This window comes from Bradyrhizobium sp. T-1 (assembly GCF_053592855.1).
This window is the reverse complement of record NZ_CM132115.1, coordinates 5,817,386-5,843,977: the sequence shown is the minus strand read 5'-3', so window position 1 is coordinate 5,843,977 and position 26,592 is coordinate 5,817,386. Positions and strand designations below refer to the sequence as shown.

Annotated in this window: 22 protein-coding genes; 13 read left to right on the top strand and 9 right to left on the bottom strand. The window is 64.3% G+C overall.

Annotated elements, in window-relative coordinates; translation table 11 throughout:
• Positions 1 to 174: 174 nt before the first annotated feature.
• Both ACWAT4_RS28140 and ACWAT4_RS28135 read right to left on the bottom strand, forming a co-directional pair.
• The gene (locus ACWAT4_RS28140; protein WP_449728608.1) at positions 175 to 921 is read right to left on the bottom strand and encodes a phosphoribosylanthranilate isomerase; all 747 of its coding nucleotides are present in this window, start codon (positions 919 to 921) and stop codon (positions 175 to 177) included.
• An 85-nt stretch (positions 922 to 1,006) separates the two neighbouring features.
• Positions 1,007 to 2,737, bottom strand: coding sequence for a methyl-accepting chemotaxis protein (locus ACWAT4_RS28135; RefSeq protein WP_449728607.1), 1,731 nt, complete (start codon positions 2,735 to 2,737; stop codon positions 1,007 to 1,009).
• A gap of 222 nt (positions 2,738 to 2,959) precedes the next feature.
• On the opposite strand from ACWAT4_RS28135, the gene ACWAT4_RS28130 reads away from it, so the two are divergent.
• From ACWAT4_RS28130 to ACWAT4_RS28110, 5 genes are all read left to right on the top strand, one after another.
• Positions 2,960 to 4,342: an ethanolamine ammonia-lyase subunit EutB gene (locus ACWAT4_RS28130; protein WP_449728606.1), complete on the top strand. Its 1,383-nt coding sequence runs from the start codon at positions 2,960 to 2,962 to the stop codon at positions 4,340 to 4,342.
• Positions 4,343 to 4,504: 162 nt separating this feature from the next.
• Entirely contained in the window at positions 4,505 to 6,091 is a 1,587-nt protein-coding gene (locus ACWAT4_RS28125; RefSeq protein WP_449728605.1) for a B12-binding domain-containing radical SAM protein, read from the top strand.
• The gene (gene eutC, locus ACWAT4_RS28120) at positions 6,088 to 6,873 is read left to right on the top strand and encodes an ethanolamine ammonia-lyase subunit EutC (protein WP_449728604.1); all 786 of its coding nucleotides are present in this window, start codon (positions 6,088 to 6,090) and stop codon (positions 6,871 to 6,873) included. The genes ACWAT4_RS28125 and eutC overlap by 4 nt, the downstream gene beginning before the upstream one ends.
• Before the next feature lie 205 nt (positions 6,874 to 7,078).
• Positions 7,079 to 9,445 carry an efflux RND transporter permease subunit gene (locus tag ACWAT4_RS28115; RefSeq protein WP_212303797.1) on the top strand — a complete coding sequence of 789 codons (2,367 nt, stop codon included), beginning with the start codon at positions 7,079 to 7,081 and terminating at the stop codon, positions 9,443 to 9,445.
• Between the two features lie 57 nt (positions 9,446 to 9,502).
• On the top strand, positions 9,503 to 10,294 hold the full coding sequence (locus ACWAT4_RS28110) for a class I SAM-dependent methyltransferase (RefSeq protein WP_212303798.1): 792 nt from the start codon (positions 9,503 to 9,505) through the stop codon (positions 10,292 to 10,294).
• 89 nt (positions 10,295 to 10,383) lie between these two features.
• Here ACWAT4_RS28110 and ACWAT4_RS28105 read toward each other — a convergent pair whose 3' ends face one another.
• The gene (locus tag ACWAT4_RS28105) at positions 10,384 to 10,881 is read right to left on the bottom strand and encodes a hypothetical protein (protein WP_212303809.1); all 498 of its coding nucleotides are present in this window, start codon (positions 10,879 to 10,881) and stop codon (positions 10,384 to 10,386) included.
• Positions 10,882 to 11,359: 478 nt separating this feature from the next.
• Between ACWAT4_RS28105 and ACWAT4_RS28100 the strand changes: the two genes are divergently transcribed.
• The 6 genes from ACWAT4_RS28100 to ACWAT4_RS28075 all read left to right on the top strand — a co-directional run bounded on the left by ACWAT4_RS28100 (position 11,360) and on the right by ACWAT4_RS28075 (position 17,558).
• A complete protein-coding gene (locus ACWAT4_RS28100) occupies positions 11,360 to 11,593 on the top strand; it encodes a hypothetical protein (protein WP_027533949.1) in 234 nt (77 codons plus the stop codon).
• A 188-nt stretch (positions 11,594 to 11,781) separates the two neighbouring features.
• A complete protein-coding gene (gene hpnC, locus ACWAT4_RS28095; protein WP_449728603.1) occupies positions 11,782 to 12,666 on the top strand; it encodes a squalene synthase HpnC in 885 nt (294 codons plus the stop codon).
• Positions 12,656 to 13,495: a presqualene diphosphate synthase HpnD gene (gene hpnD, locus ACWAT4_RS28090; protein ID WP_212425013.1), complete on the top strand. Its 840-nt coding sequence runs from the start codon at positions 12,656 to 12,658 to the stop codon at positions 13,493 to 13,495. The genes hpnC and hpnD overlap by 11 nt, the downstream gene beginning before the upstream one ends.
• Entirely contained in the window at positions 13,495 to 14,751 is a 1,257-nt protein-coding gene (hpnE, locus tag ACWAT4_RS28085) for a hydroxysqualene dehydroxylase HpnE (protein ID WP_212303801.1), read from the top strand. The genes hpnD and hpnE overlap by 1 nt, the downstream gene beginning before the upstream one ends.
• A 63-nt stretch (positions 14,752 to 14,814) precedes the next feature.
• Positions 14,815 to 16,812, top strand: coding sequence for a squalene--hopene cyclase (shc, locus tag ACWAT4_RS28080; protein ID WP_212303802.1), 1,998 nt, complete (start codon positions 14,815 to 14,817; stop codon positions 16,810 to 16,812).
• The gene (locus ACWAT4_RS28075) at positions 16,809 to 17,558 is read left to right on the top strand and encodes a phosphorylase (RefSeq protein ID WP_449728602.1); all 750 of its coding nucleotides are present in this window, start codon (positions 16,809 to 16,811) and stop codon (positions 17,556 to 17,558) included. The genes shc and ACWAT4_RS28075 overlap by 4 nt, the downstream gene beginning before the upstream one ends.
• A gap of 83 nt (positions 17,559 to 17,641) precedes the next feature.
• On the opposite strand, the gene hpnH is transcribed toward ACWAT4_RS28075, so the two are convergent.
• Both hpnH and ispH read right to left on the bottom strand, forming a co-directional pair.
• Complete coding sequence (gene hpnH, locus ACWAT4_RS28070) at positions 17,642 to 18,802, bottom strand: adenosyl-hopene transferase HpnH (protein ID WP_212303804.1); 1,161 nt, start codon at positions 18,800 to 18,802, stop codon at positions 17,642 to 17,644.
• Between the two features lie 35 nt (positions 18,803 to 18,837).
• Positions 18,838 to 19,764 (bottom strand): 4-hydroxy-3-methylbut-2-enyl diphosphate reductase, encoded by a 927-nt coding sequence (gene ispH, locus ACWAT4_RS28065; RefSeq protein WP_212447614.1) that lies wholly within the window; start codon positions 19,762 to 19,764, stop codon positions 18,838 to 18,840.
• A 449-nt stretch (positions 19,765 to 20,213) separates the two neighbouring features.
• On the opposite strand from ispH, the gene hpnN reads away from it, so the two are divergent.
• Positions 20,214 to 22,802: a hopanoid transporter HpnN gene (hpnN, locus tag ACWAT4_RS28060; protein WP_212303805.1), complete on the top strand. Its 2,589-nt coding sequence runs from the start codon at positions 20,214 to 20,216 to the stop codon at positions 22,800 to 22,802.
• Here the strand turns inward: hpnN and ACWAT4_RS28055 are convergent.
• Positions 22,770 to 23,399 carry a DUF2147 domain-containing protein gene (locus ACWAT4_RS28055; RefSeq protein ID WP_449728600.1) on the bottom strand — a complete coding sequence of 210 codons (630 nt, stop codon included), beginning with the start codon at positions 23,397 to 23,399 and terminating at the stop codon, positions 22,770 to 22,772. The genes hpnN and ACWAT4_RS28055 overlap by 33 nt on opposite strands.
• A gap of 142 nt (positions 23,400 to 23,541) precedes the next feature.
• On the opposite strand from ACWAT4_RS28055, the gene hpnO reads away from it, so the two are divergent.
• Positions 23,542 to 24,933 (top strand): aminobacteriohopanetriol synthase HpnO, encoded by a 1,392-nt coding sequence (hpnO, locus tag ACWAT4_RS28050; RefSeq protein ID WP_449728599.1) that lies wholly within the window; start codon positions 23,542 to 23,544, stop codon positions 24,931 to 24,933.
• A gap of 20 nt (positions 24,934 to 24,953) precedes the next feature.
• Here hpnO and ACWAT4_RS28045 read toward each other — a convergent pair whose 3' ends face one another.
• The 3 genes from ACWAT4_RS28045 to ACWAT4_RS28035 all read right to left on the bottom strand — a co-directional run bounded on the left by ACWAT4_RS28045 (position 24,954) and on the right by ACWAT4_RS28035 (position 26,554).
• Positions 24,954 to 25,139: a hypothetical protein gene (locus ACWAT4_RS28045; protein WP_212303808.1), complete on the bottom strand. Its 186-nt coding sequence runs from the start codon at positions 25,137 to 25,139 to the stop codon at positions 24,954 to 24,956.
• Positions 25,140 to 25,244: 105 nt separating this feature from the next.
• Complete coding sequence (locus ACWAT4_RS28040; protein WP_212300316.1) at positions 25,245 to 26,009, bottom strand: anti-sigma factor family protein; 765 nt, start codon at positions 26,007 to 26,009, stop codon at positions 25,245 to 25,247.
• The gene (locus tag ACWAT4_RS28035; protein ID WP_212447618.1) at positions 26,006 to 26,554 is read right to left on the bottom strand and encodes a sigma-70 family RNA polymerase sigma factor; all 549 of its coding nucleotides are present in this window, start codon (positions 26,552 to 26,554) and stop codon (positions 26,006 to 26,008) included. Before ACWAT4_RS28035 ends, ACWAT4_RS28040 begins: the two co-directional genes overlap by 4 nt.
• Between the last annotated feature and the right edge of the window lie 38 nt (positions 26,555 to 26,592).

The following is a 26,592-nucleotide window of genomic DNA, read 5'->3' as shown; positions in this document are numbered from 1 at the left end:
CCGTGATCGATTTTCAGGCCGGGGCGCCTTGCGCGGTCATCGCATCTGCGGGCTTGCGCATCAAGCGCATCGGCTCCTCGATATCGCGATCGCCCACCTTTAAATATCGATTCGACGATCCGATCGCGTGCCCTGTCGACTGCTTCGCTCTACCCATCCTACTCGCGACGCGCTTCACAATGAGTGCACGGCATCGAGGAGCGCTGAGATCTTGCCCGGATCTTTGATCCCCGGTTCACTCTCAAGGCCCGACGAGACATCGATCATCCTTGCACCGGTGAGATTGATTGCCTTGGCTACATTGGCGGGATCAAGTTCACCTCCAAGCGCCCACGGCAAGGGATGCTTGATCCCGCGGAGCAGTTCCCAATTACCCGACGTCGCGGAGGCTGGTTCGGGCTCTGCACCATCTGGCGGCTTGAACTCATAAAGGACGCGATCGGCCACGCCCTCCCACATTGTGACCGCGCGCAGGTCCCTGGCAGTTCGGACCGGTACGACGCCCCAAACAGCCGTTCCGGCAATCCCCGATGGTCGCTCGATTCCATTGAATTGCAGGATGTGCAACTTCGCAGCACTGATCGCCGCCATGAAGAAAATGCTGTCCTGCTCGAAGAAGACGCCAACTTTCCGGACATGACGGGGAACGCGCGCCGCCAATTCGGCGGCTTGTTCGGGGGTCACACGGCCAGCAGAGGGCTTTCGGGAGAACGCGAACCCAACATGAGTTGCACCGCCTTTCACCGCAGCGTCAACGGCCTCCGGCGTGGTCAGCCCGCAGATTTTGACTTTGACCTTCATCTGTTGTTGCGGCCGGCTGCCAGCTACTGCGCGCACGATGACATCATGCCGGTGTTTTGCCCGACGAGTCAAATAGATTTCGTAAAATCGGTAGTTGTTGCGCTTTGGCGGTCGAGCCATCGATTTGGCTCACCTCGCCTACGGTGCATGGGGTTGTTTTCCCGTTTCTTGTCCGCTCGGCCCACCGCCGGCCTTGCGGACGGCATCACCCCACCTTGGCGATGCGGCTGTCCGACCTCAGGTTCTGGAAGAACTTCTCCACCTCGCGCGACAGCGTGTCCGCCGTGGCGGTCAGGCTGCTTGCCGCCGTCAGCACGGACGATGCCGCCGTGTCGGTTTCGCCGATGGCGTCGCGCAGCGAGGTGATGTTGGCGACCAGTGTCTCGTTGCCTTGGGCCGCCAATTGCGCGTTGGAGGAGATCTCGCGCGTCGCCTGGTCCTGCTGGCCGACGGCGCCGGCAATTGCCGAGGTGACCTCGTTGATCTCGCGCACCGCGCCGCCGATCTCGCGCACCGCATCGACCGCATTGCGGGTGGAGGACTGGATCATCGCGACGTTCTCGCTGATGTCGGCGGTCGCCTTCGCGGTCTGGCCTGCGAGCGCCTTGACCTCGTGGGCGACGACGGCAAAGCCGCGGCCGGCATCACCGGCGCGGGCGGCCTCGATGGTGGCGTTGAGCGCGAGCAGGTTGGTCTGCTCGGCGATCGTCTGAATGAGGGTCAGCACGCCGTCGATGCGCTGGGTGGCCGCGGCGAGGCTCTCGATCTCGGCGATCGATTTCTCGGTGCGCTGGCCGGTCTGCTCGACTGCGCCTGCGCTGTGGCGCACCTGGCGGCCGATCTCTTCGACGGAGGCCGACAGCTCCTCGGCCGCCCCAGCGACCGCAGTGACGCTGTGCGAGGCCTGCTCGGTCGCGTTCGCCACCGTGCCGGCGCGGCTGTTCGCGTCTGCGGTGACGCGGGTGATGGTCTGCGCGGTCTCGCGCATGACGGATGCGTTGTCGCTGAGGCCGTGCATGATCGCGCCGATCGCTTCGCGAAACGCGTCGACCGATTGCTCGATGTGGTGGGCGCGTTCTTCGCGTGCAGCCGAATCCTGCGATACCTGCGAAGCGAGCTTGCGGTTGCGCCCCATCGCGTCCTGGAACACTTCGATGGCGCGGGCGAGCGCCCCGATCTCGTCGGCACGGCCTGAGTGCGGCACCACGACATTCTCGGCACCGTCGGCGACCTGCTTGATGGTCGCGGTGATCGCGGCCAGCGGCCGGGCGATCGAGCGGGCGATGATGATGACGCCGATCACGACCAGTGCCAGCGCCACGCCGCCGAGGCAGGTCAGGATGAAGGACAGCGTGCGGTTGGTTTCGGTCTCGCGCGCGATCTGCTTGGCCCGCTCGGCGTAGACCTTGGAGAGCGCCTCGAGATCCTTGTTCAGCGCCGAGCGCACAGCGCGGTTGGCGTCGTTGTCGCCCCATTCGCGGCCCGCGGCAGCATTGATCTCGACGCCGCGGCGCACCAGCTCCTTGCGAAACTCGACGAACTGCTCGATGCGCTTCTTGAAGGTGGCGAACTGCTCGGCATCATCGGACTTGACGATGCTCTCCCAACCCTTCACCACGCCCAGGATCTTCTCGTTGAACTTGAGCAGGCCGTCGCCGTATTTCTTCACCACCGCCGGCTCGGTCGACATGTAGACGCCGCGCGATTCCATCACGACCGCGTAGACCAGCGAGTTGACGCGTTCGACGTTCAGCGCGGCCGCGTTCGCCGTCTCGATCGCGCTGGTCAGCTCGGCGCTGCGGCGGCTGTTGTAGTCGGACAGCATCGCGATCGCCGCGGTGAGCAGGGCGAACAACGCGAAGATCGCGTAGAGCTTGGTGGCAAGCGTGAAACGCCCAGCCAGGCTGGCGGCATTCCCGGATCGGTCTGATGTCATGATGTTTCAGGGCCTGGAACGGCCAGCAGCGGCCGGTGAGCACGGGTCGTTTAAATTTGATGCAAAACTATGCAGAACGAAGATGGATGTGGCGTTAACGCGGCCGTTCGCCCCCTTCGCCCTTGGTCGAAGGAAAGGTAAGATATTTCAGCGTCTTGATCCAAAGGCATGGTCTCAAGATCGCTGTACTCGGCCACTGGCCGACGAAACCCGGAGGGGCCTTTGGTCTACCGCCACACCATCGATGCCACGACCTACGCTTTTCCCGACCTGCGCGACCTCCTCGCCAAGGCGACGCCGCCGCGCTCCGGCGACCGGCTGGCCGGCATTGCCGCAGGCAGCGCCGAGCAGATGATCGCCGCGCGGATGGCGCTGGCGGACGTCCCCTTAAGTCAATTCCTGAACGAAGCGGTCATCCCCTACGAAGCCGACGAGGTCACCCGCCTCGTCATCGATAGCCATGACGCCACGGCCTTTGCGCCGGTGGCCTCGCTGACGGTCGGCAGCTTTCGCGACTGGCTGCTGTCGGACGCCGCCACGCCGGAAGCCGTGCGCAAGCTTGCGCCCGGCATCACGCCGGAGATGGCGGCCGCAGTCTCGAAGCTGATGCGCAACCAGGACCTGATTCTGGCGGCGAGGAAATGCGAGGTCGTCACCGCCTTCCGCAACACCATCGGCCTGAAGGGCCGGATGAGCACGCGGCTCCAGCCCAACCATCCCTTCGACGATAGCAGGGGCATCACGGCCTCGATCCTCGACGGCCTGCTGCTCGGGGCGGGCGATGCCTGCATCGGCATCAATCCGGCGAGCGATGATCCCGCCGTGATTGCCCAATTGCTTCGGCTCCTGGACGAGATCATCGCCCGGCTGAAGATCCCGACGCAGGGCTGCGTGCTGACCCATGTCACGACGACGCTGTCGCTGATCGGGCAGGGCGTACCGGTCGACCTCGTCTTCCAGTCGGTCGCCGGCACCGAGGCCGCCAACCGCAGCTTCGGCATCGACCTCGCTTTGCTGAAGGAGGCACAGGCAGCCGGGCTGTCGCAGAAGCGCGGCACGGTCGGTCAGAACGTCATGTACTTCGAAACCGGGCAGGGCTCGGCGCTGTCGGCCAACGCCCATCACGGTGTCGACCAGCAGACCTGCGAGGCGCGCGCCTATGCCGTCGCACGTGCCTTTGCGCCATTGCTGGTCAACAGCGTGGTCGGCTTCATCGGACCGGAATATCTCTACGACGGCAAGGAGATCATCCGGGCAGGGCTGGAAGACCATTTTTGCGGCAAGCTGCTCGGCCTGCCGCTCGGGATCGACATCTGCTACACCAACCATGCCGAGGCGGACCAGGACGACATGGATAATCTCCTGACGCTGCTTGCCGCCGCCGGCGTCACCTTCATCATGGGCGTCCCCGGCGCCGACGACGTCATGCTGAATTACCAGTCCACCTCCTTCCACGATGCGCTTTATGTCCGGGATGTCTTCGGTGCGGCCCGCGCCCCGGAGTTCGACGACTGGCTGGTGCAGTCGGGTATTGTAGGCGCCGATTTCCGCCTTGCGGGCGATGCAGGCCTGTTGCCCGATTTTGCCTCCCGGCTGATCGCCTAACGCGAAAAAACTTCCACCCTTCGGCGTGAACCGGGGAAACCATTGGCGCGTCTCACGAATTAGTTCGGTGCCACAATATTGAGGAAATCCGGCCGCAGCGTTACGCTATGTGTCTGGAGACCTCGTCAGTACCGTTCGTAGAACGTGGTTGGGGGAAGTTCGATGCGCGCTGAAAGCAACGGAACGAGCCGGCACATTCTCTGCGTCTTCCCGCGCTACACGTCGTCGTTCGGGACCTTCGAGCACGCCTATCCGCTGACGGACGGTGTCCGAGCCTTCATGCCGCCGCAGGGACTCCTGCTGCTCGCGGCCTATCTGCCCAGGGAATGGCAGGTCAAATTCGTCGACGAGAATCTCCGCCGCACGACCAGAGAAGAGTTCGAGTGGGCGGAAGCCGTGTTCGTCAGCGGCATGCACATCCAGCGCCAGCAGATGAACGACATCTGCCGCCGTGCCCATGAATTCGACCTGCCGGTCGCGCTTGGCGGCCCCTCGGTCAGCGCCTGTCCGGACTATTATCCGTCGTTCGACTATCTCCATGTCGGCGAGCTCGGCGACGCCACCAACCAGCTGCTTGAAATCCTGTCGCGCGATACGTCTCGTCCCGAGCAGCAGGTGGTGCTGACCACCAAGGATCGGGTGCCGATGACGGAGTTTCCGATCCCGGCCTATGAGCTTGCCGACGTGAAACGGTATTTCCTCGGCAGCATCCAGTATTCCAGCGGCTGTCCCTACCAGTGCGAGTTCTGCGACATTCCCGGCCTCTACGGCCGCAACCCGCGCATCAAGACGCCGGAGCAGATCATCGCCGAGCTCGATCGCCTGCGCGAATGCGGCATGACCGACACGGTCTATTTCGTCGACGACAATTTCATCGGCAACCGCAAGGCCGCGATGGACCTGCTGCCGCATCTGATCGAATGGCAGAAGAAGACCGGCTATGTGATGCGGCTCGCCTGCGAGGCGACGCTGAACATCGCAAAACGCCCGGAAATCCTCGAGAAGATGCGCGAGGCCTATTTCATCACCATCTTCTGCGGCATCGAGACGCCGGATCCCGACGCGCTGAAGGCGATGCACAAGGACCACAACATGATGGTCCCGATCCTGGAGGGCGTGCGCACCATCAACTCCTACGGCATGGAGGTGGTGTCCGGCATCATCATGGGCCTCGACACCGACAAGCCGAACACCTCGGAGGCGCTGCTCGCCTTTGTCGAGGAGTCCCGGATTCCGCTGCTCACCATCAACCTGCTCCAGGCGTTGCCGAAGACGCCGCTATGGGACCGGCTGGAGCGGGAAGGGCGCCTGATCGATGATGAGGGGCGCGATTCCAACGTCAACTTCCTGCTGCCGTATGACGAGGTCGTCGCGTCCTGGAAGCACGCCATGGGCGTGGCTTACGAGCCCGAGAAGGTCTATGCGCGCTTCCAGTATCAATGCGACCACGTCTATGTGCACCGTCTCAAGATGCCGGTGCCGGAAGAGATGAAGACCTGGCCAAACATCCGGCGCGGGCTCGTCATGCTGCGCAATATCTTCTGGAAGGTCGGCGTGCTCGGCGACTACAAGCGCGTGTTCTGGAAGTTTGCGCTGGGGCGCATCAAGCGCGGCGACATCGAGGGGCTGATTGGCTGCACCATGATCGCGCATCATCTCATCACCTTCGCGCGGGCGGCTTCAACCGGCCAGCAGAACGCTTCGAATTATTCGATCCGGCTGCGTGAAGCGTCCGTTCCCGCCGAATGAGCGACGAGCCCGTTCCGGCGCGCCCGACCGTCGATCTCAGAGCGTTCACGCCTGCGCGCGTCGCGCTCGGGCGCAGCGGTGCGAGCCTGCCGACCAAGCCGCTGCTCGACTTCACGCTGGCTCACGCCCGCGCCCGTGACGCCGTACATGCCGTCTTCGACGCCCCGCGTCTCGTGGCCGGGATCAGTGCGCTCGGCCTTGCCGCCACCGAGGTCAGGAGCCGGGCTGCTGATCGCAGCGATTATCTGCGCCGGCCGGATCTCGGCCGGCAGCTCGATGCCGGCTCTGCCGCGGCGCTGGCCGATCGTGCCGTCGCGCCATGCCAGCTCGCGATCGTCATCGGCGATGGATTGTCGGCGGCCGCGGTCCATGCCCATGCGGTCGCGCTGTCGAACAGCCTGCTTGGGATGCTTGCGCAGGGCGACGCTGTCGCGATCGGTCATGTCGTCGTCGCCTCAGGCGCGCGGGTTGCACTCGGCTTCGAGATCGGGGCCATTCTCGGCGCCCGCATGGTCTTGATGCTGATCGGCGAGCGGCCGGGCCTGTCCGCGCCAGACAGCCTCGGCGCATATCTGACCTTCGCGCCGATGCCCGGCCTGACCGATGCAGAGCGCAACTGCGTGTCGAACATCCACAAGGCCGGGTTGAGCTATGAAGAGGCGGCCCTCAAGATCGCCTGGCTCGTCCGCGAAGGATTGGCACGGGAGGTCACCGGCGTAGCGCTCAAGGACGAGAGTGCCGACCGCGCGCCGCGTCGAATTGGCACGGCTTTGCCCGAATGACGGGCATTCCGGCAAAATCGCCGCATCTTGATCGATTCGGAGCCCGTTGGCGTGCTTGCGAGTCGGGCCATTGACCTGCTAAACCGCTGCCGGCGATTTTCCGCGCATTTTCAAAGGGCAAGCCTCCCATTGGTATGGCGTTTTCAAGCCGTTCGCGGGGCGCAACAAGCTCACAGCTAGAGCCGATTTAGGAACTGGACAAGGCATGCTCGAAAAGCACCGCGAGAATGAGGTTCATGTCGACAAGGTCGAGCAGGGGCCTGCGTCCTCAATTGCCTTCGGGCTGGAGCGTCTCGGGCTGATTGCGGTCCGGGCACCGATCGTCTCCTGCATCATTCTGCTCGCGCTGATCGTCGGCGCCGTGTTCGGCATTGAGCGGATCAAGATTGACGATTCGCTGTCGCAGCTGTTCCGCTCCAACACGCCGGAATTCCGCCAGTATGAAGCGGTGACCAAGAAGTTCCCCGCCGAGGAATTCGACGTTCTCGTTGTGGTCGAGGGCCAGAAACTCCTGGCGCGAAACAACCTTGAGAAGCTGCGCGACTTCGTCACCGACATGCAGCTGGTCGAGGGCACGCGCGGCCTGGTCTCGCTGTTCTCGGCGCGCCAGGCGCCGGCGCCGGGCAAGCTGCCGGCCGCGTTGTTCCCCTCCGAACTGCCGGAGGGCGCGGCCTATGACAAGTTCATCGAGACCGTCAAGAACAACGAGATCATCCGCGGCAAGCTGTTGTCCGAGGATGGCACGCTCGCGCTGATCGTGCTGTCGCTCGATCCGGAGGTGGTTGCCTCCAGCAAGCTCACCAAGACGGTCGGCGACATCCGCGCGCTGATGAAGGAAGATCTCGGCGACACCGGGCTCAGCGTGCAGCTCTCCGGCGTGCCGGTGATGCAGCTCGAGATCCGCAACGCGGTCGAGCGCGACGGCCTCACCTACAACATCCTCGGCATCCTCGCCGGCTGCGTCATCGCCATTATCTTCTTCCGCAAGATCTCGTTCATGGTGGTGGCGGCATTCCCGCCGATGATCGCGATCCTGATCGCGCTCGGCGCGCTCGGCTGGGCCAATTTCAATCTCAACATGTTCCTCAACGTGATGACGCCGCTCATCATGGTGATCTCATTCTCGGACTCGATGCAGCTCACCTTCGCCGCGCGCGACCGGCTGATCGCGGGCCAGGACAAGTTCACCGCTTTCAAGAACGCGGTGCTGGTGGTGGGCCCGGCCTGCGTGCTGACGCACGGCACCGCCGGCATTTCCTTCATCGCGCTGCAGTTCTCCGACTCCGACCTGATCCGCAAATTCGGCGAGGCGGGCCTCGCCGCGACCATCATCGCACTGGTCACGGTGCTGTCGCTGGTGCCGGTGTTCGGCGTGCTGTTCGTGCGCAACGAGAAGATCTTTGCGGTCAAGTTCCAGAGCGCCGATGCCGGCGTGCAGGCGCTGCGCAATTTCTGCTACTGGATCGCCGTGCGCATGGTCGGCCGGCCCGGCCTGTTCAGCCTGATCGCGCTGCTGTTCGTCGCCAGCCTCGGCGTCATCTACGCCAATCTTCAGCCGCGCTACCGGCTCGCCGACCAGGTGCCGGACAAGCGCCAGGCGGTTGCCGCCAGCAACCGGCTCGATGCCAAGCTGACCGGCGCCAATCCGGTCAACGTGCTGATTCAGCTCCCCAAGGGTGAAACGCTCTACTCGCCGGAGACGCTGCAGACCATTGCGGACGTCCACGCGACCGTCGAGAAAGCGGCCGGCGTCGGCAATGTCTGGTCGCTGGAGACGCTGCGCCGCTGGCTGGCGGAAAAGGCCGGCAGCAGCGACGTCGCAACGCTCCAGGAATATGTCAACGTCATCCCCGAGCATCTGGTGCGGCGGTTCATCGACGCGCAGCAGGATGCGGTGGTCGTGGCCGGCCGCGTGCCGGACAAGGACTCCAGCCAGCTCTTGCCGATCGTCGACAAGCTCGATTCCGAGCTCGACGCCGTCCGCAAGAAGCATCCCGGCTACGAGGTTGCCGTCACCGGTCTTGCCGCCATCGCCGCCCGCAACTCGGCCGGCATGATCGAGAAGCTGAATCGCGGTCTCACCGTCGAATTCGCGCTGGTCGCGATCTTCATCGGTCTCGCCTTCCGCTCCTGGGTGGTGATGTTTGCCTGCATCCTGCCCGGCATCTTCCCGGTGGTGATGTCGGGAACGGTGCTGTGGGCGATGGGGGAGGGGCTGCAATTTGCTAGCGTGGTGGCGCTCACCGTCTCGTTCGGCCTGGGCCTCTCCGCAACCATCCACTTCCTCAACCGTCTGCGGCTGGAGAGCAAGCCCGGCGTCGGTTCGGCGCTCGCGGTGGAACGTGCGACCGTGCTGGTCGGTCCGGCGCTGATCCTGACCACGGTGGTCCTGGCCTGCGGCCTCGTCGTCACCGTGTTCTCGGACTTGCCGTCGCTGCGGCTGTTCGGCTGGCTCAGCGCCTTCTCGATGGTGGCGGCGCTGGTCGCCGACCTCTTCATCCTGCGGCCGACCGCGATGTGGCTGATCAATTTGCACGCCAAGCTTCAGGGGCCCGACAAGCCGGCGATCTGAGCGGGGTCATCTCGCCGCCACCGAATCGCAGCACACTAGCTGCAGTTCGGAGGCTCGATGCGCGATACGAAGCACGACAGCTCGATCACGGCGTTTCAGCAGAAGCGGGGTGGCGAGGCGGCCGCGTTCTTCGTCCCGTTCCTGACGCCGGCCATGAGGCTGCTCGACGTCGGCTGCGGACCGGGAACGATCACGGCCGCGCTTGCGGGGATCGTCGGCGCCGCCATCGGCGTCGACATCGAGCCGAACGCGATCATGGTGGCCCGTCAGCTTTCCGCGCATTCGGGCGCGACCAATCTGTCCTTTGTCGAAGCCGACATGACCACGCTTCCGTTCGAGGACGATGCGTTCGACGCGGTATTCTTTCATGCAGTGCTCTATCATCAGAGCCAGGCGACGCTGGCGCAAACGCTGGCGGAGGCGCGGCGGGTGCTGAAGCCAGGCGGGGTGCTGGGTACGCGAGATGCCGATGCCGGCGGCAACATTCTTTATCCCGAGCTGGACGGGGTGCGCCTCGCGCTCGAGCTCTGGCAGCGCTGGTACGAGCACGACGATCCCGACGCGCTTCGCTTCGGCCGCCGGCAGAGTGCCATTCTTCGCGCGCACGGCTTTACGCCGGTGTGGACCGGCGCAAGCTACGTCAATCACAGCGCTGATGCTGCGCGCCGCGCGGAGGCCGTCACGGATGCGAGGCGGAGCCTCCTTGGCCTCGGGCCGCAACTCCTGAACAAGGCGCTGGCGACCGACGAGGAGATCGAGGCCGCGCTAGCCGGTTGGCAGGCCTGGGGCCGCGATCCGGATGCGGTCTATTTCAGGTGCCGATGCGAATGCGTCGCGCAAAAGGATTGAACGGGGCACTTGCACGGCGGTCCATCTCAGCAAAAAGCCCCCGGCTCGCGAGAACCGGGGGCTTGTTCCGATCGAAGCGGGAAGGGCGATCAGCCCTTTGTCATCGTGATGTTGACGCCGCGGATCTCGCCCTTGGACGAGATCTGCACTGTCTGCTTGGAGCCGTTGGTGCGCAGCGACAGATTGGCAGCAAAACCGTTGGCCTCGACGAACACGTCGATCTGGCCGCCGCCGGCGGTACCTTGCAGATTGCCGAAGATGTTGCGGTTGGATTCGCTCCAGTTGCCGGAGATCCGCTCGCCCTGGCTGGTCACGTCGCTGGTGAGGTCGAACTTGTAGCTGTCGGATGCGCAATGCAGCGCCTGCTTGAGCGCGAGGCCGGTGCCGGCGACCTTGTAGTCCGCCTTGCAGCGGATGCGCTCGGTCGAGCCGTCGGACAGCGACACCGTGCCGGTGCCGGTCCACGCCCCGTCGAAGCCGGCGAACGGCCCGGACGACTGAGCATGGCTTGCCGCAACTGAGAAGAGCAGCGCCGCACCAATGCCGGCCGCCTTGATCGCCAGTTCAGATCGCCCAAAGAATTTCATCATCAATATCCCGTTTTGGAACGACGCCCGCTCATCACAGAACGTCTCGCCACATCGAAAGTTTAGTGTTGCGAGCCTGTGTCAGGTTCAAGAGCGTCCACCGGGTTCAAGACCTGACCGCCTGCGATAGCAGGCTCGCGAAGCGCTCTTGCCATGGTCCGGACCCGGATTCCCTCTGTTTCCATGTGTTTCCAGCCGAAATGGCCGATCGGACAGATGCAGGCCTGCAACAGGTATGCAGTAAAACGCCGCTTGCCAGAATTATGACGTAGTATCAAACCCTTACATCTGCCAATGAAGGACCAGGGAAGACCTGATTTGGTGACGCGGCGCCAATTTGGCCGCATTTGCCAGCGCTTGTGGCCTTCTCCGGTGCCGCCCTTTCCGCGGCAACTTGCCATCAGAGCAATCCGTTCCCGTCGTCCGCCCTGTGCTGTCCGGGATTGGTGCGATTCTGCCGTCAGAATGAAGGAATACTATGCGTAAGCTTCTCGTCGCTCTCACCGTGCTGTCGGCAACCCTGTCCACGGCTGCGTTTGCCCAGCAGGGGCGCGGCACGGACGCCGAGCAGAAGGCCTGCACGCGCGATGTGCAGAAGTTCTGCCGTCCGGTCATCGATCAGGGCGATTTCACCGTCCTGGCCTGCCTCAAGGAGAACCGGGCCAAGATCTCGCAGGCCTGCGACCAGGTCCTGAAGAACCACAACCAGTAAGCTCGGCCACTGGCCCACGAAGGCGGCCTCGGGCCGCCTTTTCAGGCCGGATCCGGCAGGGCTGCCATCGAGAGACAGGATTGGTTTTGCGGCCGTATTCCCCTATATGGGGGCCGCGGCGGCGTCGCCGGCACGAGCCCGCGAGCGCAAAAGCCTTTTCTGTCCAAACGATTGTTGATCAGCCCTCGATGACCTCTGCGAGCGAATTGCGATCCGGCAAGGGTGACCGCGACGAGAATTTTCCCGTCGCGTCCTGGATCATTCATCCGCGTCATCGCGCGCTGATCCTGGCGTATTACAATTTCGTCCGGACTGCCGACGACATCGCCGATCACGCCTCCCTGCCGGCGGACGAAAAGCTCCGTTATCTCGACCTGCTCGAGGCGGAACTGCTCGGCAAGGGCGACACCCAGGCCGAGGCCGTTGCGCTGCGGCGTGCGCTGGCCGAGCGCGGCATGGCGCCGCGTCACGCGCTCGACGTGCTCATCGCGTTCCGCATGGACGTGACCAAGCTGCGCTACGAGACCTGGGACGAGGTCATCCATTATTGCCGCTATTCGGCGATGCCGGTCGGTCGCTTCATGCTCGACGTCCATGGCGAGAGCACCTCGACTTGGGCCGCGTCGGATGCGCTTTGCGCCGGCCTCCAGATCAACAACCACCTCCAGGATTGCGGCAAGGATTTCCGCGAGCTCAACCGGGTCTACCTGCCGCGCGATGCGCTGGCCGCAAGCGGCGCCTCGGTCGAGCAGCTCGGCTTGACGCAGTCGCCGCCGGCGATGCTGTCCTGTCTTCAGGGCCTCGCGGCGCGCAACGAAGCGTTGCTGGGCGAGGGCAGGTCGCTCAGCGCCGAGATCAGGGATTTCCGCCTCGGCGTCGACGTCGCGGTGATCCAGGCCTACGCCGACCGCATCGTGCGCCTGTTGAAGGTGCGTGATCCCTTGCGCGAACGTGTGCATCTGAACAAGTTCGAACTTCTCACCTTCAGCCTTGCCGGCATGATCGGCGAAGTCGGCCGCCGTGCGGTCGGCCGCAAGGCCCTCTCGAATCCGGGGACTGCCCATGACGCTTGAGGCGACCGCGCCCGGCGCCGATTATGGCTCGTCCGCATCGAACAGCTCCTTCTACGCTGCGATGCGCATCCTGCCGCGCGACCAGCGCGAGGCGATGTTCCAGATCTACAGCTTCTGCCGCCAGGTCGACGACATCGCCGATTCCGACGGCCCGCGCGACGAGCGGCTCGCAGCGCTGCAGGAATGGCGCAACGACATCGACGCGCTCTACCAGGGCAATCCGCCGCCGCGGTTGAGGGACTACGTTGCCTCCGTCAAAACCTTCGGGCTGAAGCGCGAGGATTTCCTCGCCATCGTCGACGGCATGGAGATGGACGTGCCGCAGGACATCCGCGCGCCCGACATGGCGACGCTCGATCTCTATTGCGACCGTGTCGCGAGCGCCGTCGGGCGGCTGTCGGTGCGGGTATTCGGCCTGCCGGAAGAGGATGGCATCCTGCTCGCCTACCACCTCGGCCGCGCGCTGCAGCTCACCAATATTCTGCGCGACATCGACGAGGATGCCGGCCTCGGCCGGCTCTATCTGCCGCGCGAGGCGCTGCTGCATGCCGGCATCACCTCCAACGATCCGAACCGCGTGATCGCCGAGCGGGCGCTGCCGAAAGTCTGCCTGCCGCTGACGCAGCGCGCGAAAGCGCATTTCGAGAAGTCGGACGAGATCATGAACCGCAACAAGCGTCGCGCGGTGCGGGCGCCGCGGATCATGTCGAAGTACTATCACGCCATTCTGGACCTCCTGATCGCGCGCGGATTCAACGCGCCGCGCGAGCCGGTGCGTGTGTCGAAGATCACACGCTTCGCGATCCTGTTCCGCTACGCTTTCATCTGATGCAAAACACAGCTCACATCATAGGCGCTGGAATTTCCGGCCTCTCCGCCGCCGTGCGGCTCGCCAATGCCGGCTACAAGGTCGCCGTGCACGAGGCGACGCACCAGGCCGGCGGCCGCTGCCGTTCTTATTTCGACGGCGCCACCAACCTCACCATCGACAACGGCAATCATCTGCTGCTGTCCGGCAACAGCCACGCGCGCGCCTATGCGCGCTCGATCGGCACCGAGGCGGGCCTGGTGGGGCCTGAAAGCGCGCAGTTTCCCTTCGTCGACATCAAGTCCGGCCAGCGCTGGCAGATTGATCTCGGTTCGGGCCGGCTGCCGACCTGGGTGCTCGACGAGGGCCGTCGCGTGCCCGACACCGGACTCACCGATTATCTCAAGCTGGCGCCGCTGATCTGGGCGTCGGAACAGACACTGGTCGGCAAGTCCATTCCTTGCGAAGGCACGCTCTATCATCGCCTGGTGCAACCGCTGCTGCTCGCGGCGCTCAACGTCGATCCGCCCGAAGGCTCGGCCGGGCTTGCCGGCGCGATCGTGCGCGAGACGTTGCTTGCGGGCGGGCAGGCCTGCCGTCCGCTGATCGCGCGCGACGGCCTCAGTGCCGTGCTGATCGAGCCGGCCGTGAAGTTTCTGCAGGAGCGCGGCCACACCGTTCAGCTCGGCCATGAGCTGCGCTCCTTCGTCACCACTGACGGCAAAGTGAGTGCGCTGAACTTTGGCGGCGAGGACGTGGTCCAGCTTGCCGCGGGTGACGTGATCGTGATGGCGGTGCCGCCGCGCGCGGCGACGAGCCTGCTGCCCGGCCTGACCGCGCCGACCGAATTCCGCGCCATCGTGAACGCGCATTTCCGCTTTGAGCCGCCGCCGGGTTCGGCGCCGATCCTGGGTGTGATCGGCGGCGTCGTGGAATGGCTGTTCGCCTTCCCGAACCGGCTGTCCGTCACCATCAGCAATGGCGACCGCCTGGTCGAGATGCCGCGCGAGGAACTGGCGCAGGCGATCTGGGACGACGTCTGCAAGGCGGGCGGTGTCTCCGGCGAGCTACCTCCTTGGCAGATCGTGCGCGAGCGCCGCGCCACATTTGCGGCAACCCCGGCCCAGAATGCCCTGCGCCCGGGGCCGGTCACTGCGCTGAAAAACCTGTTCCTTGCCGGTGATTGGACTGCTACGGGATTGCCTGCAACGATCGAGGGATCGGTCCGGTCAGGTGATCGCGCTGCCGATCTGGTTTTGGCCGCCAAAGGATCCTGAAAAGCGGCCCTGACGGGCAATGTCCCGGTCATTTTCAATCGACACTCGGAGCAATCGAGCGACATGGATTCCGTGAACGCGACCAGCCGCGAAGCCCAGGAATCGAGGATCTTGGAATCGAAGGTCTTGGAATCCAAGGTCCTGGAATCGAGCATTGCGTCGGCGACGCAAGGCGTGATCGGCCTCCAGCAATCCGATGGCCATTGGGTCTTCGAGCTCGAGGCCGACTGCACCATCCCGGCCGAATACGTCCTGCTGCGCCATTATCTCGCCGAGCCCGTCGACACCGCGCTCGAGGCCAAGATCGGCAATTATCTGCGCCGCATCCAGGGGGCCCACGGCGGCTGGCCGCTGGTGCATGACGGCGAGTTCGACATGAGCGCCAGCGTGAAGGCCTACTTCGCGCTGAAGATGATCGGCGATTCCGTGGATGCGCCGCACATGGTGCGCGCGCGCGAGGCGATCCATGCACGCGGCGGCGCGATCAACAGCAACGTCTTCACCCGTTTCCTGCTCGCAACCTTCGGCGTCGTGACCTGGCGCGCGGTGCCGGTGTTGCCGATCGAGATCGTGCTGCTGCCGTTCTGGTCGCCGTTCCATCTCAACAAGATCTCCTACTGGGCGCGCACCACCATGGTGCCGCTGATGGTCATCGCTGCCCTTAAGCCGCTGGCGCGGAATCCGAAGGGCGTCGGCATCGACGAGCTGTTTCTGCAGGATCCGCGCTCGATCGGCATGACCGCGAAGGCGCCGCACCAGAGCATGGCCTGGTTCATGCTATTTCGCGCGCTCGACGGCATCTTGCGCGTGATCGAGCCGATGTTTCCGAAGAGCCTGCGCAAGCGCGCGATCGATGCCGCGCTCGCCTTCACCGAGGAGCGGCTCAACGGTGAGGACGGCATGGGCGCGATCTATCCGCCCATGGCCAATATCGTCATGATGTACGACGCGCTCGGCAAGGACGAGAGCTTCCCGCCGCGCGCGATCACGCGCCGGGGCATCGACAAGCTGCTCGTGATCAATGACGACGAGGCCTATTGCCAGCCCTGCGTCTCGCCGGTGTGGGACACGACGCTGACGGCGCACGCGCTGCTGGAGGCCGGCGGTGACAAGGCAGTGCCTGCGGCCAAGCAGGGCCTCGACTGGCTGATCCCGAGGCAGGAGCTCGAGGTGAAGGGCGACTGGGCGGTGAAGCGGCCCGACGTGCGTCCGGGCGGCTGGGCGTTCCAGTACAACAATGCCCATTATCCCGACCTCGACGACACGGCCGTGGTCGTGATGTCGATGGACCGCATGCGCCGGGAGCACGGTGCGACCGGTTATGACGCCGCCATCGACCGCGGCCGCGAGTGGATCGAGGGCATGCAGAGCGACGACGGCGGCTGGGCCGCCTTCGACGTCAACAACCTCGAATATTACCTGAACAACATCCCGTTCTCCGACCACGGCGCACTGCTTGATCCGCCGACCGAGGACGTCACCGCGCGCTGCATCTCGATGCTGGCCCAGCTCGGCGAGACCGAGAAGACCAGCAAGCACGTCGCCGACGGGATCGCCTATCTCAGGAAGACCCAGCACCCCGAGGGGTCCTGGTACGGCCGCTGGGGCATGAACTTCATCTATGGGACCTGGTCGGTGCTCTGCGCCCTCAACATGGCCGGAATCCGCCATGACGACCCCATGATCCGGAAGGCCGCCGCCTGGCTGGCTTCGATCCAGAACAAGGACGGCGGCTGGGGCGAGGACGCCGTCAGCTACCGGCTGGACTACAAGGGCTGGGAACCCGCCCCCTCGACCGCCTCGCAAACGGCATGGGCCTTGCTTGCCCTGATGGCTGCTGGCGAGGTTGATCACCCGGCCGTCGCCCGCGGGGTGGAGTACCTGATTGCAACACAGAACGGAAAAGGACTGTGGGACGAGAGCCGCTACACCGCCACAGGCTTCCCCCGCGTGTTCTATCTGCGGTATCATGGTTACCCGAAGTTCTTTCCGCTGTGGGCGCTGGCTCGGTATCGGAACTTGCGGAGCACCAACAGCAGGGTGGTAGGGGTCGGAATGTGACTTTGGGGACGGGGGAGTATTTTACCGCGGGCAATGCCATTGATCCGCGGCCGATCTTGATCGTGACCGGACTGGTTCAGGAAGCCCGCATTGCTGCTGGGCCCGGGATGGCTGTCATTTGCTCGTCGAGCAGCCCGAGCCAGTTGCGGGCGCTGCTGACGGTGGTGGACCCTGAGACAATTCGCGGTGTGATCTCGTTCGGCGTGGCCGGCGGGCTCGACCCGACCCTGCGCTCCGGCGACGTCGTGGTGGCAACCGAGGTGCTCGCGGGCGATGCCCGCTGGGGGGCCGGCCTGTCGCTCAGCGACGACCTCATCGATCGTCTGACCTCGGGCCGCCGCCGCGTCGTGCGCGGTAGCCTCGCGGGCGCCGAGGAAGTGGTCACGGGCCGCTCCTGCAAGGCAGCGCTGCATTCGGAGACCGGCGCCTCCGCCGTCGACATGGAAAGCCACATCGCGGCCGCCTACGCCGCCGAGGCCGGCTTGCCGTTCGCAGCGGTCCGCGTCATCAGTGACCCCGCCCACCGCGCGCTGCCGGCGCTCGCCCGCGCCGCCATCAAGCCGAACGGCCAGATCGACCTCGCCGCCGTGCTGCGCGGCATCGTCCGCAATCCGGCCACCCTGCATGCGCTGGTCTCGACCGGCATCGACTTCAACCGCGCACTGCGGTCCTTGCGCGGCTGCCGCGATTTCCTGATCGGCACGGAGCTCGTCGACAGCGAGGCGTTGGTGGCGGAGACGATCTGAGCTGCGTCTTCGAGCTGACAAGAGAAAAGGCCCGGTCGCTATTGGCGGCCGGGCCTTTTCTCTTGTGATTGCTGCTCGCGCGCTTACGCGGCGGTCGACGCCTTCCGTGCAGCCTTCGCCGCAGCGGCATCGGCTTCGTCCTTGCGGATCTCGGAGAGCTTCTTCTGGACCTGCTCCGAGAAGATGTACTGCGCCGGGCGCTGCTTCGACATGTCGATCTCCGGCGCCATCGGGCCCGAGGTCTTGATGCCGCGAAGCGACACCCACATCGCCTTGATCGGGTTGTTGAGGGCTGCGGTCGCCGCCGTCGGCTCGTAGCCGCAATGGGCCATACAGTCGGCGCACTTCTCGTACTTGCCGGTGCCGTAGGTCTCCCAGTCGGTGGTGTCCATCAGCTCCTTGAAGGTCTTTGCGTAGCCTTCACCGAGCAGGTAGCAGGGCTTCTGCCAGCCGAAGATGTTGCGCGCGGGCATGCCCCACGGCGTGCACTCGTATTCCTGGTTGCCGGCGAGGAAGTCGAGGAACAGGCCGGAATGCATGAAATTCCACTTCTTGCCCTTGCCCATCGCAAAGACGTCGCGGAACAGCTTCTTGGTCTTGGTGCGGTTGAGGAAGTGCTCCTGGTCGGGCGCGCGCTCATAGGCGTAGCCGGGCGACATCGAGACGCCGACGCCGAGCTCGACGGTGAGGTCGAGGAATTTCGCGATCTCCTCGGCCGGGTGGCCGTCGAAGATGGTAGCGTTGACGTTGACGGTGAAGCCGCGCGCCTTCGCCGCCTTGATCGCGGACACGGCGCGGTCGAACACGCCCTGCTGCGACACGGCCTTGTCGTGGTGGTCGCGCAGGCCGTCGAGATGGACGGAGAAGAACAGGTAGGGCGAGGGCTCGAACAGGTCGAGCTTCTTCTCGAGCAGCAGCGCGTTGGTGCAGAGCGAGACGAACTTCTTGCGCGCGACGAGGCCGCGCACGATCTCGCCGATCTCCTTGTGGATCAGCGGCTCGCCGCCGGGGATAGCCACCATCGGCGCGCCGCACTCGTCGGCCGCGTCCCAGCACTCCTGCGCCGTCATGCGGCGGTTGAGGATCGCATCGGGATAATCGATCTTGCCGCAGCCGACGCAGGCGAGGTTGCAGCGGAACAGCGGCTCCAGCATCAGCACGAGCGGATAGCGCTTGCGGCCAAGCAGTTTCTGCTTGAGCAAATAGCCGCCGATACGCATTTCCTTGAAGAAGGGGATTGCCATTACACGTTTCTTTCTGGGCTTGAAATTCGGGTAGGTCAGCTTGCAGCCAATTGGGCCGGAAGCCTGAATTCGATGTTTTCCTCGCGGCCGGGGAGCACCGAGACCGTCACCGGTCCGATCCGCCGCAACGCTTCGATCACGTCATCCACCAGCACCTCGGGCGCCGAGGCGCCGGCCGTGAGGCCGACGGTTCTGGCACCCTTCAACCACTCCGGATTGAGCTCGCGGCCATCGGCGATCAAATAACTCGCGACGCCGGCCTCAGTGCCGATTTCGCGGAGCCGGTTCGAGTTCGAGCTATTGGCGGCGCCCACCACCAAGATCACGTCGACCAGCTTGCTCAAGTCCCTTACCGCAGATTGGCGGTTCTGTGTCGCATAGCAGATATCCCGGATGTCTGGGCCTTGAATATCTGTAAATTTGGCTTGAAGCACCCCGATAATGTCCCTGGTGTCGTCGACCGACAGGGTGGTCTGGGTGATGTAGGCCACTGGCGTATCTGCCGGCAGCGCCAGGGCTTTGGCCTCTTTGACACTCTGGACCAGCAGAACCGGCCCCGGAACCTGGCCCATCGTGCCCTCGACCTCGGGGTGTCCAGCATGGCCGATCAGGACCAGGGTACGGCCCTTGGTGATGTAGCGCTTCCCCTGATTGTGAACTTTCGTGACCAGCGGGCAGGTGGCATTCAGCACCGGAAGGTCGCGCGCGGCGGCCTCTTCCTCGACGCTGCGGGCGACGCCATGGGCGCTGAAAACGGTCACCGCCTTCGGTGGAACCTCGGACAGCTCCTCGACGAAGATCGCGCCCTTGTTCTTGAGGCTTTCGACGACGTATTTGTTGTGCACGATCTCATGGCGCACGTAGACGGGCGGGCCGTATTTCTCCAGGGCCCGTTCCACGATCTCGATCGCGCGCACCACGCCTGCGCAAAAGCCGCGCGGCTGCGCTAGATAAACTTCCATTGGACGTCCATCACGCAAGTTGCACCAATCCGCTCACTTGTCTCCGGCGGCACCCGCCGCGTTGCAATATCCGCACCATTGGTTCGGGGGCGCGGTAACCGCCCACCCATCTGGGCTCCGGCGCATGCAGGCACAGCACTTTGTGTCAAAAAATCGGCAATGGGGAAAGGCGGGAATGAGTCAGGCGTTCCAGGAAAGTCGCTTCCAGGTATTATATTACTGTATTTCGGGCAGGCAAGACGACGCCGTTTCTGCTCACCCCTTCGTCACTTTACCGCCTCAACTCCGCGGCTATACCGGCCGCCCCGCATGATTTTGCCATGGTCTTTCGCCGTTTACTTCGAACCTTGTTCCGGTGAGAACGACCCAAAACGGCAATAGGTTTCGCCCGGGAACTCCGCTAAACAGCGGGCGTTTTCGGCAAGCTGTTAACCGCAGAAAGAAAAGAAGTGCTGCAAAGCGTAGTCGTTGCCATCGTCAGGGCCTGCACCCGGTTTGCCTCCCTCGTCGTCGTTCTCGGGCTCCTGCTGGCGGTGGGGGCGGGCTATTACGCGTCCCGGCACTTCGCCATCAACACCGACATCAATTCGCTGATCTCGCAGAATCTCGATTGGCGTCAGCGCGACCAGCAGTTCGACCGAGCCTTCGACCGCGATGCGACGATCCTGGCGGTCGTCGAGGGAGCGACGCCGGAGCTGACGACCGCGGCGGCGGATGCGCTTTATGCCAAGCTGAAGGATGACAAGACCAATTTCGTCTCGATCCAGCAGCTCGGCACCGGCGAGTTCTTCGAGAAGAACGGCCTGTTGTTTCTTCCGACCGAGGAGGTCGGCAAGATCACCAGCCAGTTCGAATCCGCGGCGCCCCTGATCGAGATCATGGCCGGCGATCCCTCGATCCGCGGCCTCACCGGTGCGCTTGAAACGGGGCTCGCGGGCGTCAAGCGCGGGCAGGTCAAGCTCGACAGCACCGAGCGGCCGTTCAACCAGATCTCGCAGACGGTCGAGACCGTGCTCAACAAGGGCAACGCGACCTTCTCCTGGCGTGAGCTCGTCAGCGACCAGCCGCTGCAGGACTCGGACAAGCGCGCCTTCATCGAATTCAAGCCGATCCTTGACTACAATGCGCTCGAGCCTGGCAAGGACGCCACTGATGCGATCCGCAAGGCGGCTGCGGACCTCGATTTTCCGACCAAATACCAGGCGCGCGTGCGGCTGACCGGTCCGGTCCCGATCGCCAACGAAGAATACGCCACCGTCCAGGAAGGAGCCGTCGTCAACGGCGTCGGCACGGTGCTCGTCGTGCTCGTGATCCTGTGGCTGGCGCTGCATTCGTCGAAGATCATCTTCGCGGTGTTCGTCAACCTCTTCGTCGGCCTGGCGATCACGACGGCCGCCGGCCTGCTGATGGTCGGATCGTTCAACTTGCTCTCGATCGCGTTCGCGGTGCTGTTCGTCGGCCTCGGTGTCGATTTCGGCATCCAGTACAGCGTCCGCTATCGCTCGGAGCGCTACAAGCACAACGACCTCCCGGGCGCTCTGGTGCTCGCCGCCAAGCGCTCGGCAGTGCCTCTGTCGCTCGCGGCGATGGCGACTGCGGCCGGCTTCCTCTGCTTCATGCCGACCGATTACAAAGGCATCGCGGAGCTCGGCCAGATCGCCGGCGTCGGCATGCTGGTGGCGTTTATCTCCTCGATCACCGTCCTGCCGGCGATGCTCAAGCTGCTCAATCCGCCGGGCGAGGAGGAGCCGGTCGGCTACGCCTTCCTGGCGCCGCTCGATCATTTCCTGGAGAAGTACCGTGTGCTGGTCGTCGGCGGCACGCTGCTGCTCGCGGTCGCCGGTCTGCCGCTGCTCTACTTCATGAAGTTCGACTTCAATCCGATGAACCTGCGCAATCCGAAGGCCGAATCGATCGCGACCTTCCTCGACCTGCGCAAGGATCCCAACACCGGCGCCAATGCCATCAACGTGATGACGACATCGGAAGAGCAGGCCAAGCAGGTCGAGGCGAAGCTCGAGAAGGTGCCGGAGGTGCTGCGCGTGATGTCGCTCGACAGTTTCGTGCCGCAGGACCAGCAGCCGAAGCTGAAGCTGATCGCGCAGGGCGCCAAGATTCTGAACCCCGCGCTTAATCCGGATCAGATCGACGCGGCGCCGTCGGATCAGGAGAATGTCGAGTCGTTGAAATCCTCGGTCGAAAATCTGCGGCGCACTGCAGGCGACGCCAAGGGTCCAGGCGCGGTCGCTTCGCGCCGCCTCGCGGACGCGCTGGAAAAGCTCGCCAACTCGGATGAGGCGACCCGCAACAAGGCGCAGGACGTGTTCGTAACGCCGATGAAGATCGTGTTCGACCAGCTCAAGAACGCGATGCAGGCCGAACCGGTGACCCTGAAGTCACTGCCGCCCGATCTCGTCAACGCCTGGAAGAGCAAGGATGGCATCATCCGCGTCGAGGCTCAGCCGAAGGGCGATCCCAACGACAATGATACGTTGCGCAAGTTCGCCGCCGCCGTGCTCGAGGCCGAGCCGACCGCAATCGGCGGTCCGGTTTCGATCCTGAAATCCGGCGACACCGTTGTGAGGGCCTTCATCCATGCCGGCATTTATGCGCTGCTGGTGATCGGCCTGCTGTTGTGGATCACCCTGCGCCGCATCATCGACGTGCTGATGACGCTGGTGCCGCTGCTGGTCGCGGGCGCGGTGACGCTCGAGATCTGCGTATTGATCGGCCTGCCGCTCAACTTCGCCAACATCGTCGCGTTCCCGCTGCTGCTCGGGGTCGGCGTCGCGTTCAAGATCTATTACGTCGTGGCGTGGCGCTCCGGCAGGACAAACCTGCTTCAGACCAGCTTGACGCGCGCAATCTTTTTCAGCGCGCTGACGACGGCAACCGCGTTCGGCAGCCTGTGGCTGTCGAGCCATCCGGGCACATCCAGCATGGGCAAGCTGCTCGCACTCTCACTGGTGACGACGCTTGCCGCAGTGCTGTTGTTTCAGCCCGCCCTAATGGGCAAGCCCCGCAATCTCAGGGAGTAGGCAGATGTCGCCGACGGGATCGGCGGCACCTTTTTGACCGGGCTTGGCCGCGGCAGCGCTCTTCGGAGTCGCAGGCGCAGGTGCTGCGGCGGCAGCTGGCGCCGGCGCGGTCTTCGGCGCCGCTCCGGTGGTTTTTGGCGCGCTCTTGGCCATGGCGTTGGCGGTGCTCAGGGGGATTGGCGGACCGACTCGGGTCCAGGTCTCTCCGCCGCACAGGAAGCCCAGCACGCAGCCCTTGATCTCGAGTTGGTCCGTGCCGGCAGGCGTGATGGTCGCACTATACATCTGACCATCCTTGGCGTTGTAGACTTGGCCTTCCCACTGTTCGGCGCCGGCGGTCTTCTTCATGTTGATCAGGGTCGCCATGCCCAGTGTCGGCCTGTTCTTTTTTGAGACATCCGGGTTGTTCTCGTCGCGGCCGCCGGGCTGCTTTTCCCAGGAAACTGCGCCCCACATGCTCCCATTGCATTGGGCGACACGAATATTGGCGACGCCATCGGCGACCCGCCAGTCGCCGGTAGGATCGGCGGCAAGCGCCGGTGTCAGGCCGACGTAACCGCCTGCCAGTATTATTCCGGTGTAAATGGCCAAACGCATGAGTGTTCCTTGGCAGTGCAACATGGTCTAAAGCTGTGCTTGCGAAGATGGTCCGAAAAAGGGCAAAAGGCCGCACAGACCCTTTTCCGTTTGCTGACCGTTTTCAGTTGACGAAGCGGCCCTCAATCGAAGTATGTAGCGGATGCACAGTCCAAATCCAGACATGTCCCAGTTGTTCGCGGACCGTCAGGCCCAGCGCAGCACCCTGCATAATCGGTACCTGAACGAGCAGTTCGTCCGGGTTCTCAAGACCATCGGCTACGATGTCGGCTTCCAGAAGGGGCAAGGGCAGTACCTCTACGATCGCGAAGGGGCACGCTATCTCGATCTCCTGTCCGGCTTTGGCGTGTTCGCGATCGGGCGCAATCATCCGGTGATGCGCGATGCGCTGAAAAGCGTGCTCGACGCCGATCTGCCCAATCTCGTCCAATTCGACGTCTCGGTGCTGGCCGGCGTGCTCGCCGAGCGGCTGTTGAAGTACGTTCCTTATCTCGACAAGGCGTTCTTTGCCAATTCCGGCGCCGAATGCGTCGAGGCCGCGATCAAGTTCGCGCGTGGCGCCACCGGCCGCCCCGGCATCGTCTATTGTGCCCACGGCTATCATGGCCTGACCTACGGTGCGCTCTCGCTGACCGGTGATTCGAACTTCCGCACCGGTTTCGAGCCGTTGCTGCCGGGCTGCACCTCGGTTCCGTTCAACGATCTCGCCGCGCTGGAGAAGGCGCTGGCCTCGCGTGAGGTCGCGGCCTTCGTCGTCGAGCCGATTCAGGGCAAGGGTGTCAACATGCCCTCGGACGACTTCCTGCCGGGCGCGGCTGCGCTCTGCAAGAAGTACGGCACGCTGTTCGTCGCCGACGAGATCCAGACCGGCATGGGCCGCACCGGCCGCTTCCTCGCGGTCGAGCACTGGAACGTCGAGCCCGACATGGTGCTGCTGTCGAAGTCGCTCTCGGGCGGCCACGTGCCGGTCGGCGCCGTGCTGACGCGCAAGAACATCTTCGACAAAATCTTCAACCAGATGGACCGCGCCGTGGTGCACGGTTCGACCTTCTCCAAGAACGATCTCGCGATGGCCGCGGGCATCGCCACGCTCGACGTGATGGAATCGGAGAAGCTGATCGAGTCCGCCGCCAAGCGCGGCGCCGAGCTTCGCCTCGCGCTCACCCGCATGGTGCCCGGCTACGAGCTGATGAAAGAAGTGCGCGGCAAGGGCCTGATGATCGGCATCGAGTTCGGACCGCCGAAATCGCTGCGGTTGCGGGCGTCCTGGAACGTGCTGGAGGCCGCCAACAAGGGCCTGTTCTGCCAGCTCATCACTGTGCCGTTGTTCAAGGATCACAAGATCCTGACGCAGGTCGCCGGTCACGGCAGCCACACCATCAAGCTGCTGCCGCCGCTCACCATCACCGAAGAAGACTGCAGCTGGATCGAGAAGGCGTTCGACGACGTCATCGCCGGCAGCCACAAGGTCCCCGGCGCGATCTGGTCGCTCGGCAAGACGCTGGTGGACAACGCGGTGAGAAGGTCGGCCTGATCTTCCGCCGGCTGCGTGGATCAGCAACGCCCGGCGTAGTCCCAGATATGAAGCATGTTCAGCGTGATCAGGCCGGCAAAGCCGGCAATGATGGACAGGAGCGCGAACCAGATCCATTGCTTGCGCTCCTTGAAGGCCAGCAATGCAGCGCAGCCCGCCGCGAACATCGACGGGAACGTGGCGCAGATAATCAGTGACGGAACCATGTCTGTCCTCCTCGTGGAGCTGCAATCTGCCGAATTGCGCTCGCGAGGACTGTGAGGGGCGTCACCTCTCTGAACCATGGCGCGGAGCTTCGCCCGCTGCCGGCGCTACCCCTCCACATTCGCCTTCATCGCCGCCTCGAACTTGTCGACGAACTCGGTGAGCTCATCGCCGCCAATATCGCTGACGGCCCAGAAGTTCAGGCCGCGCTCGCCCCAGCGGCGGCAGTTGAAGCCCTGCATGGTCTGCGTCTTCGGCAGCCGGTGCTCGGTGCTCGCGGTCTGCGCCACGAACAGGTTGATGATGTGCTGCCGTCGCCGGTAGACGACGGCACCGATGGCGCGCGCATCGACATAGTCGAGCCGGCCGCCGACCAGCGTAAAACCTTGCGCGGTGAGGTCGATCACGGGCGGGGCGACGTCGAGCTTGCCGTTGAACCAGGGCTTGACGGTGTGCTGGTCGGTCGAGACGACGTCGATGAGGTGGCCGGCCTGGAGCGAGCGCAGATGCGCCGAGACGACCTCCGAGAGGATGCGCTGCTGATCGTCCTGGCGCAGCACGACGGCGACGACGCCGGAGGCGGCGAGTGCTGAGACTGCTGATCCCATCGCGAAGCCGCGCAGCACGGAGCGACGGCTCGGTTGCGGCCTCGCTTGCGGCATCGACGCTTCGATACGGGCACGCAAGGCTGCCGGCGCGCTGTAGCGCAGCTTGGTGTCGGCCAGCACGCGCTTCATCTCGCGTTGCGCCGCGAGTTCGGCTGCGCAGGCCGGGCAGCTGGCGATATGGGCTTCGACCTCGCGCGCGTGGCCGGCATCGAGCTCGTTGTCGAGCAGCGCATGAAGCAGGATTTTTGCTTCGTCGCAGGTCATTTCGAATGCTCCTCTTCCGCCGTCCAGGCCGCGCGCAGCATGGCGCGGGCGCGGGCGAGGCGGGACATCACGGTGCCGACGGGGGCGCCGACGGCTTCTGCAATTTCACGATAGGACAGGTTGTTGATTTCCCGCAGCACGAAGGTTTCCTTGAACGGCTCGGCAAGCGCGTCGATCATCCTGCGAATGGCGCCGGCGTCGCGGCTGCGCAGCACTTCGGTCTCCGGGCTCGCCTCGTTCTCCTGCCACATCGGCGTCTGGTCGGCGGCACCGGGCGTGTCCTCGATCGCGGCGTGCGAATGTGCGCGTCTGGCATATTCGGCGTTGCAGACATTGCGCAGGATCGCGAACAGCCAGGGCTTCATGGCCGGTCCGCGATAGCTGTCGAAATGCTTCAGTGCGCGCAGATAGCATTCCTGCACCGCGTCCTCCGCGTCGGAGGCGTCGCGCAGCAAATAACGTGCGAGCGTGTAGACGTCGTCGAGATAGGGCAGTGCCGCCTCGCGGAAGCGCTGCGCCTTCTGGAAATCGTCACTGACCGGCATCGCCTCTCGCTTTGCCTCTTGCTGCGGTTCGTACGTCG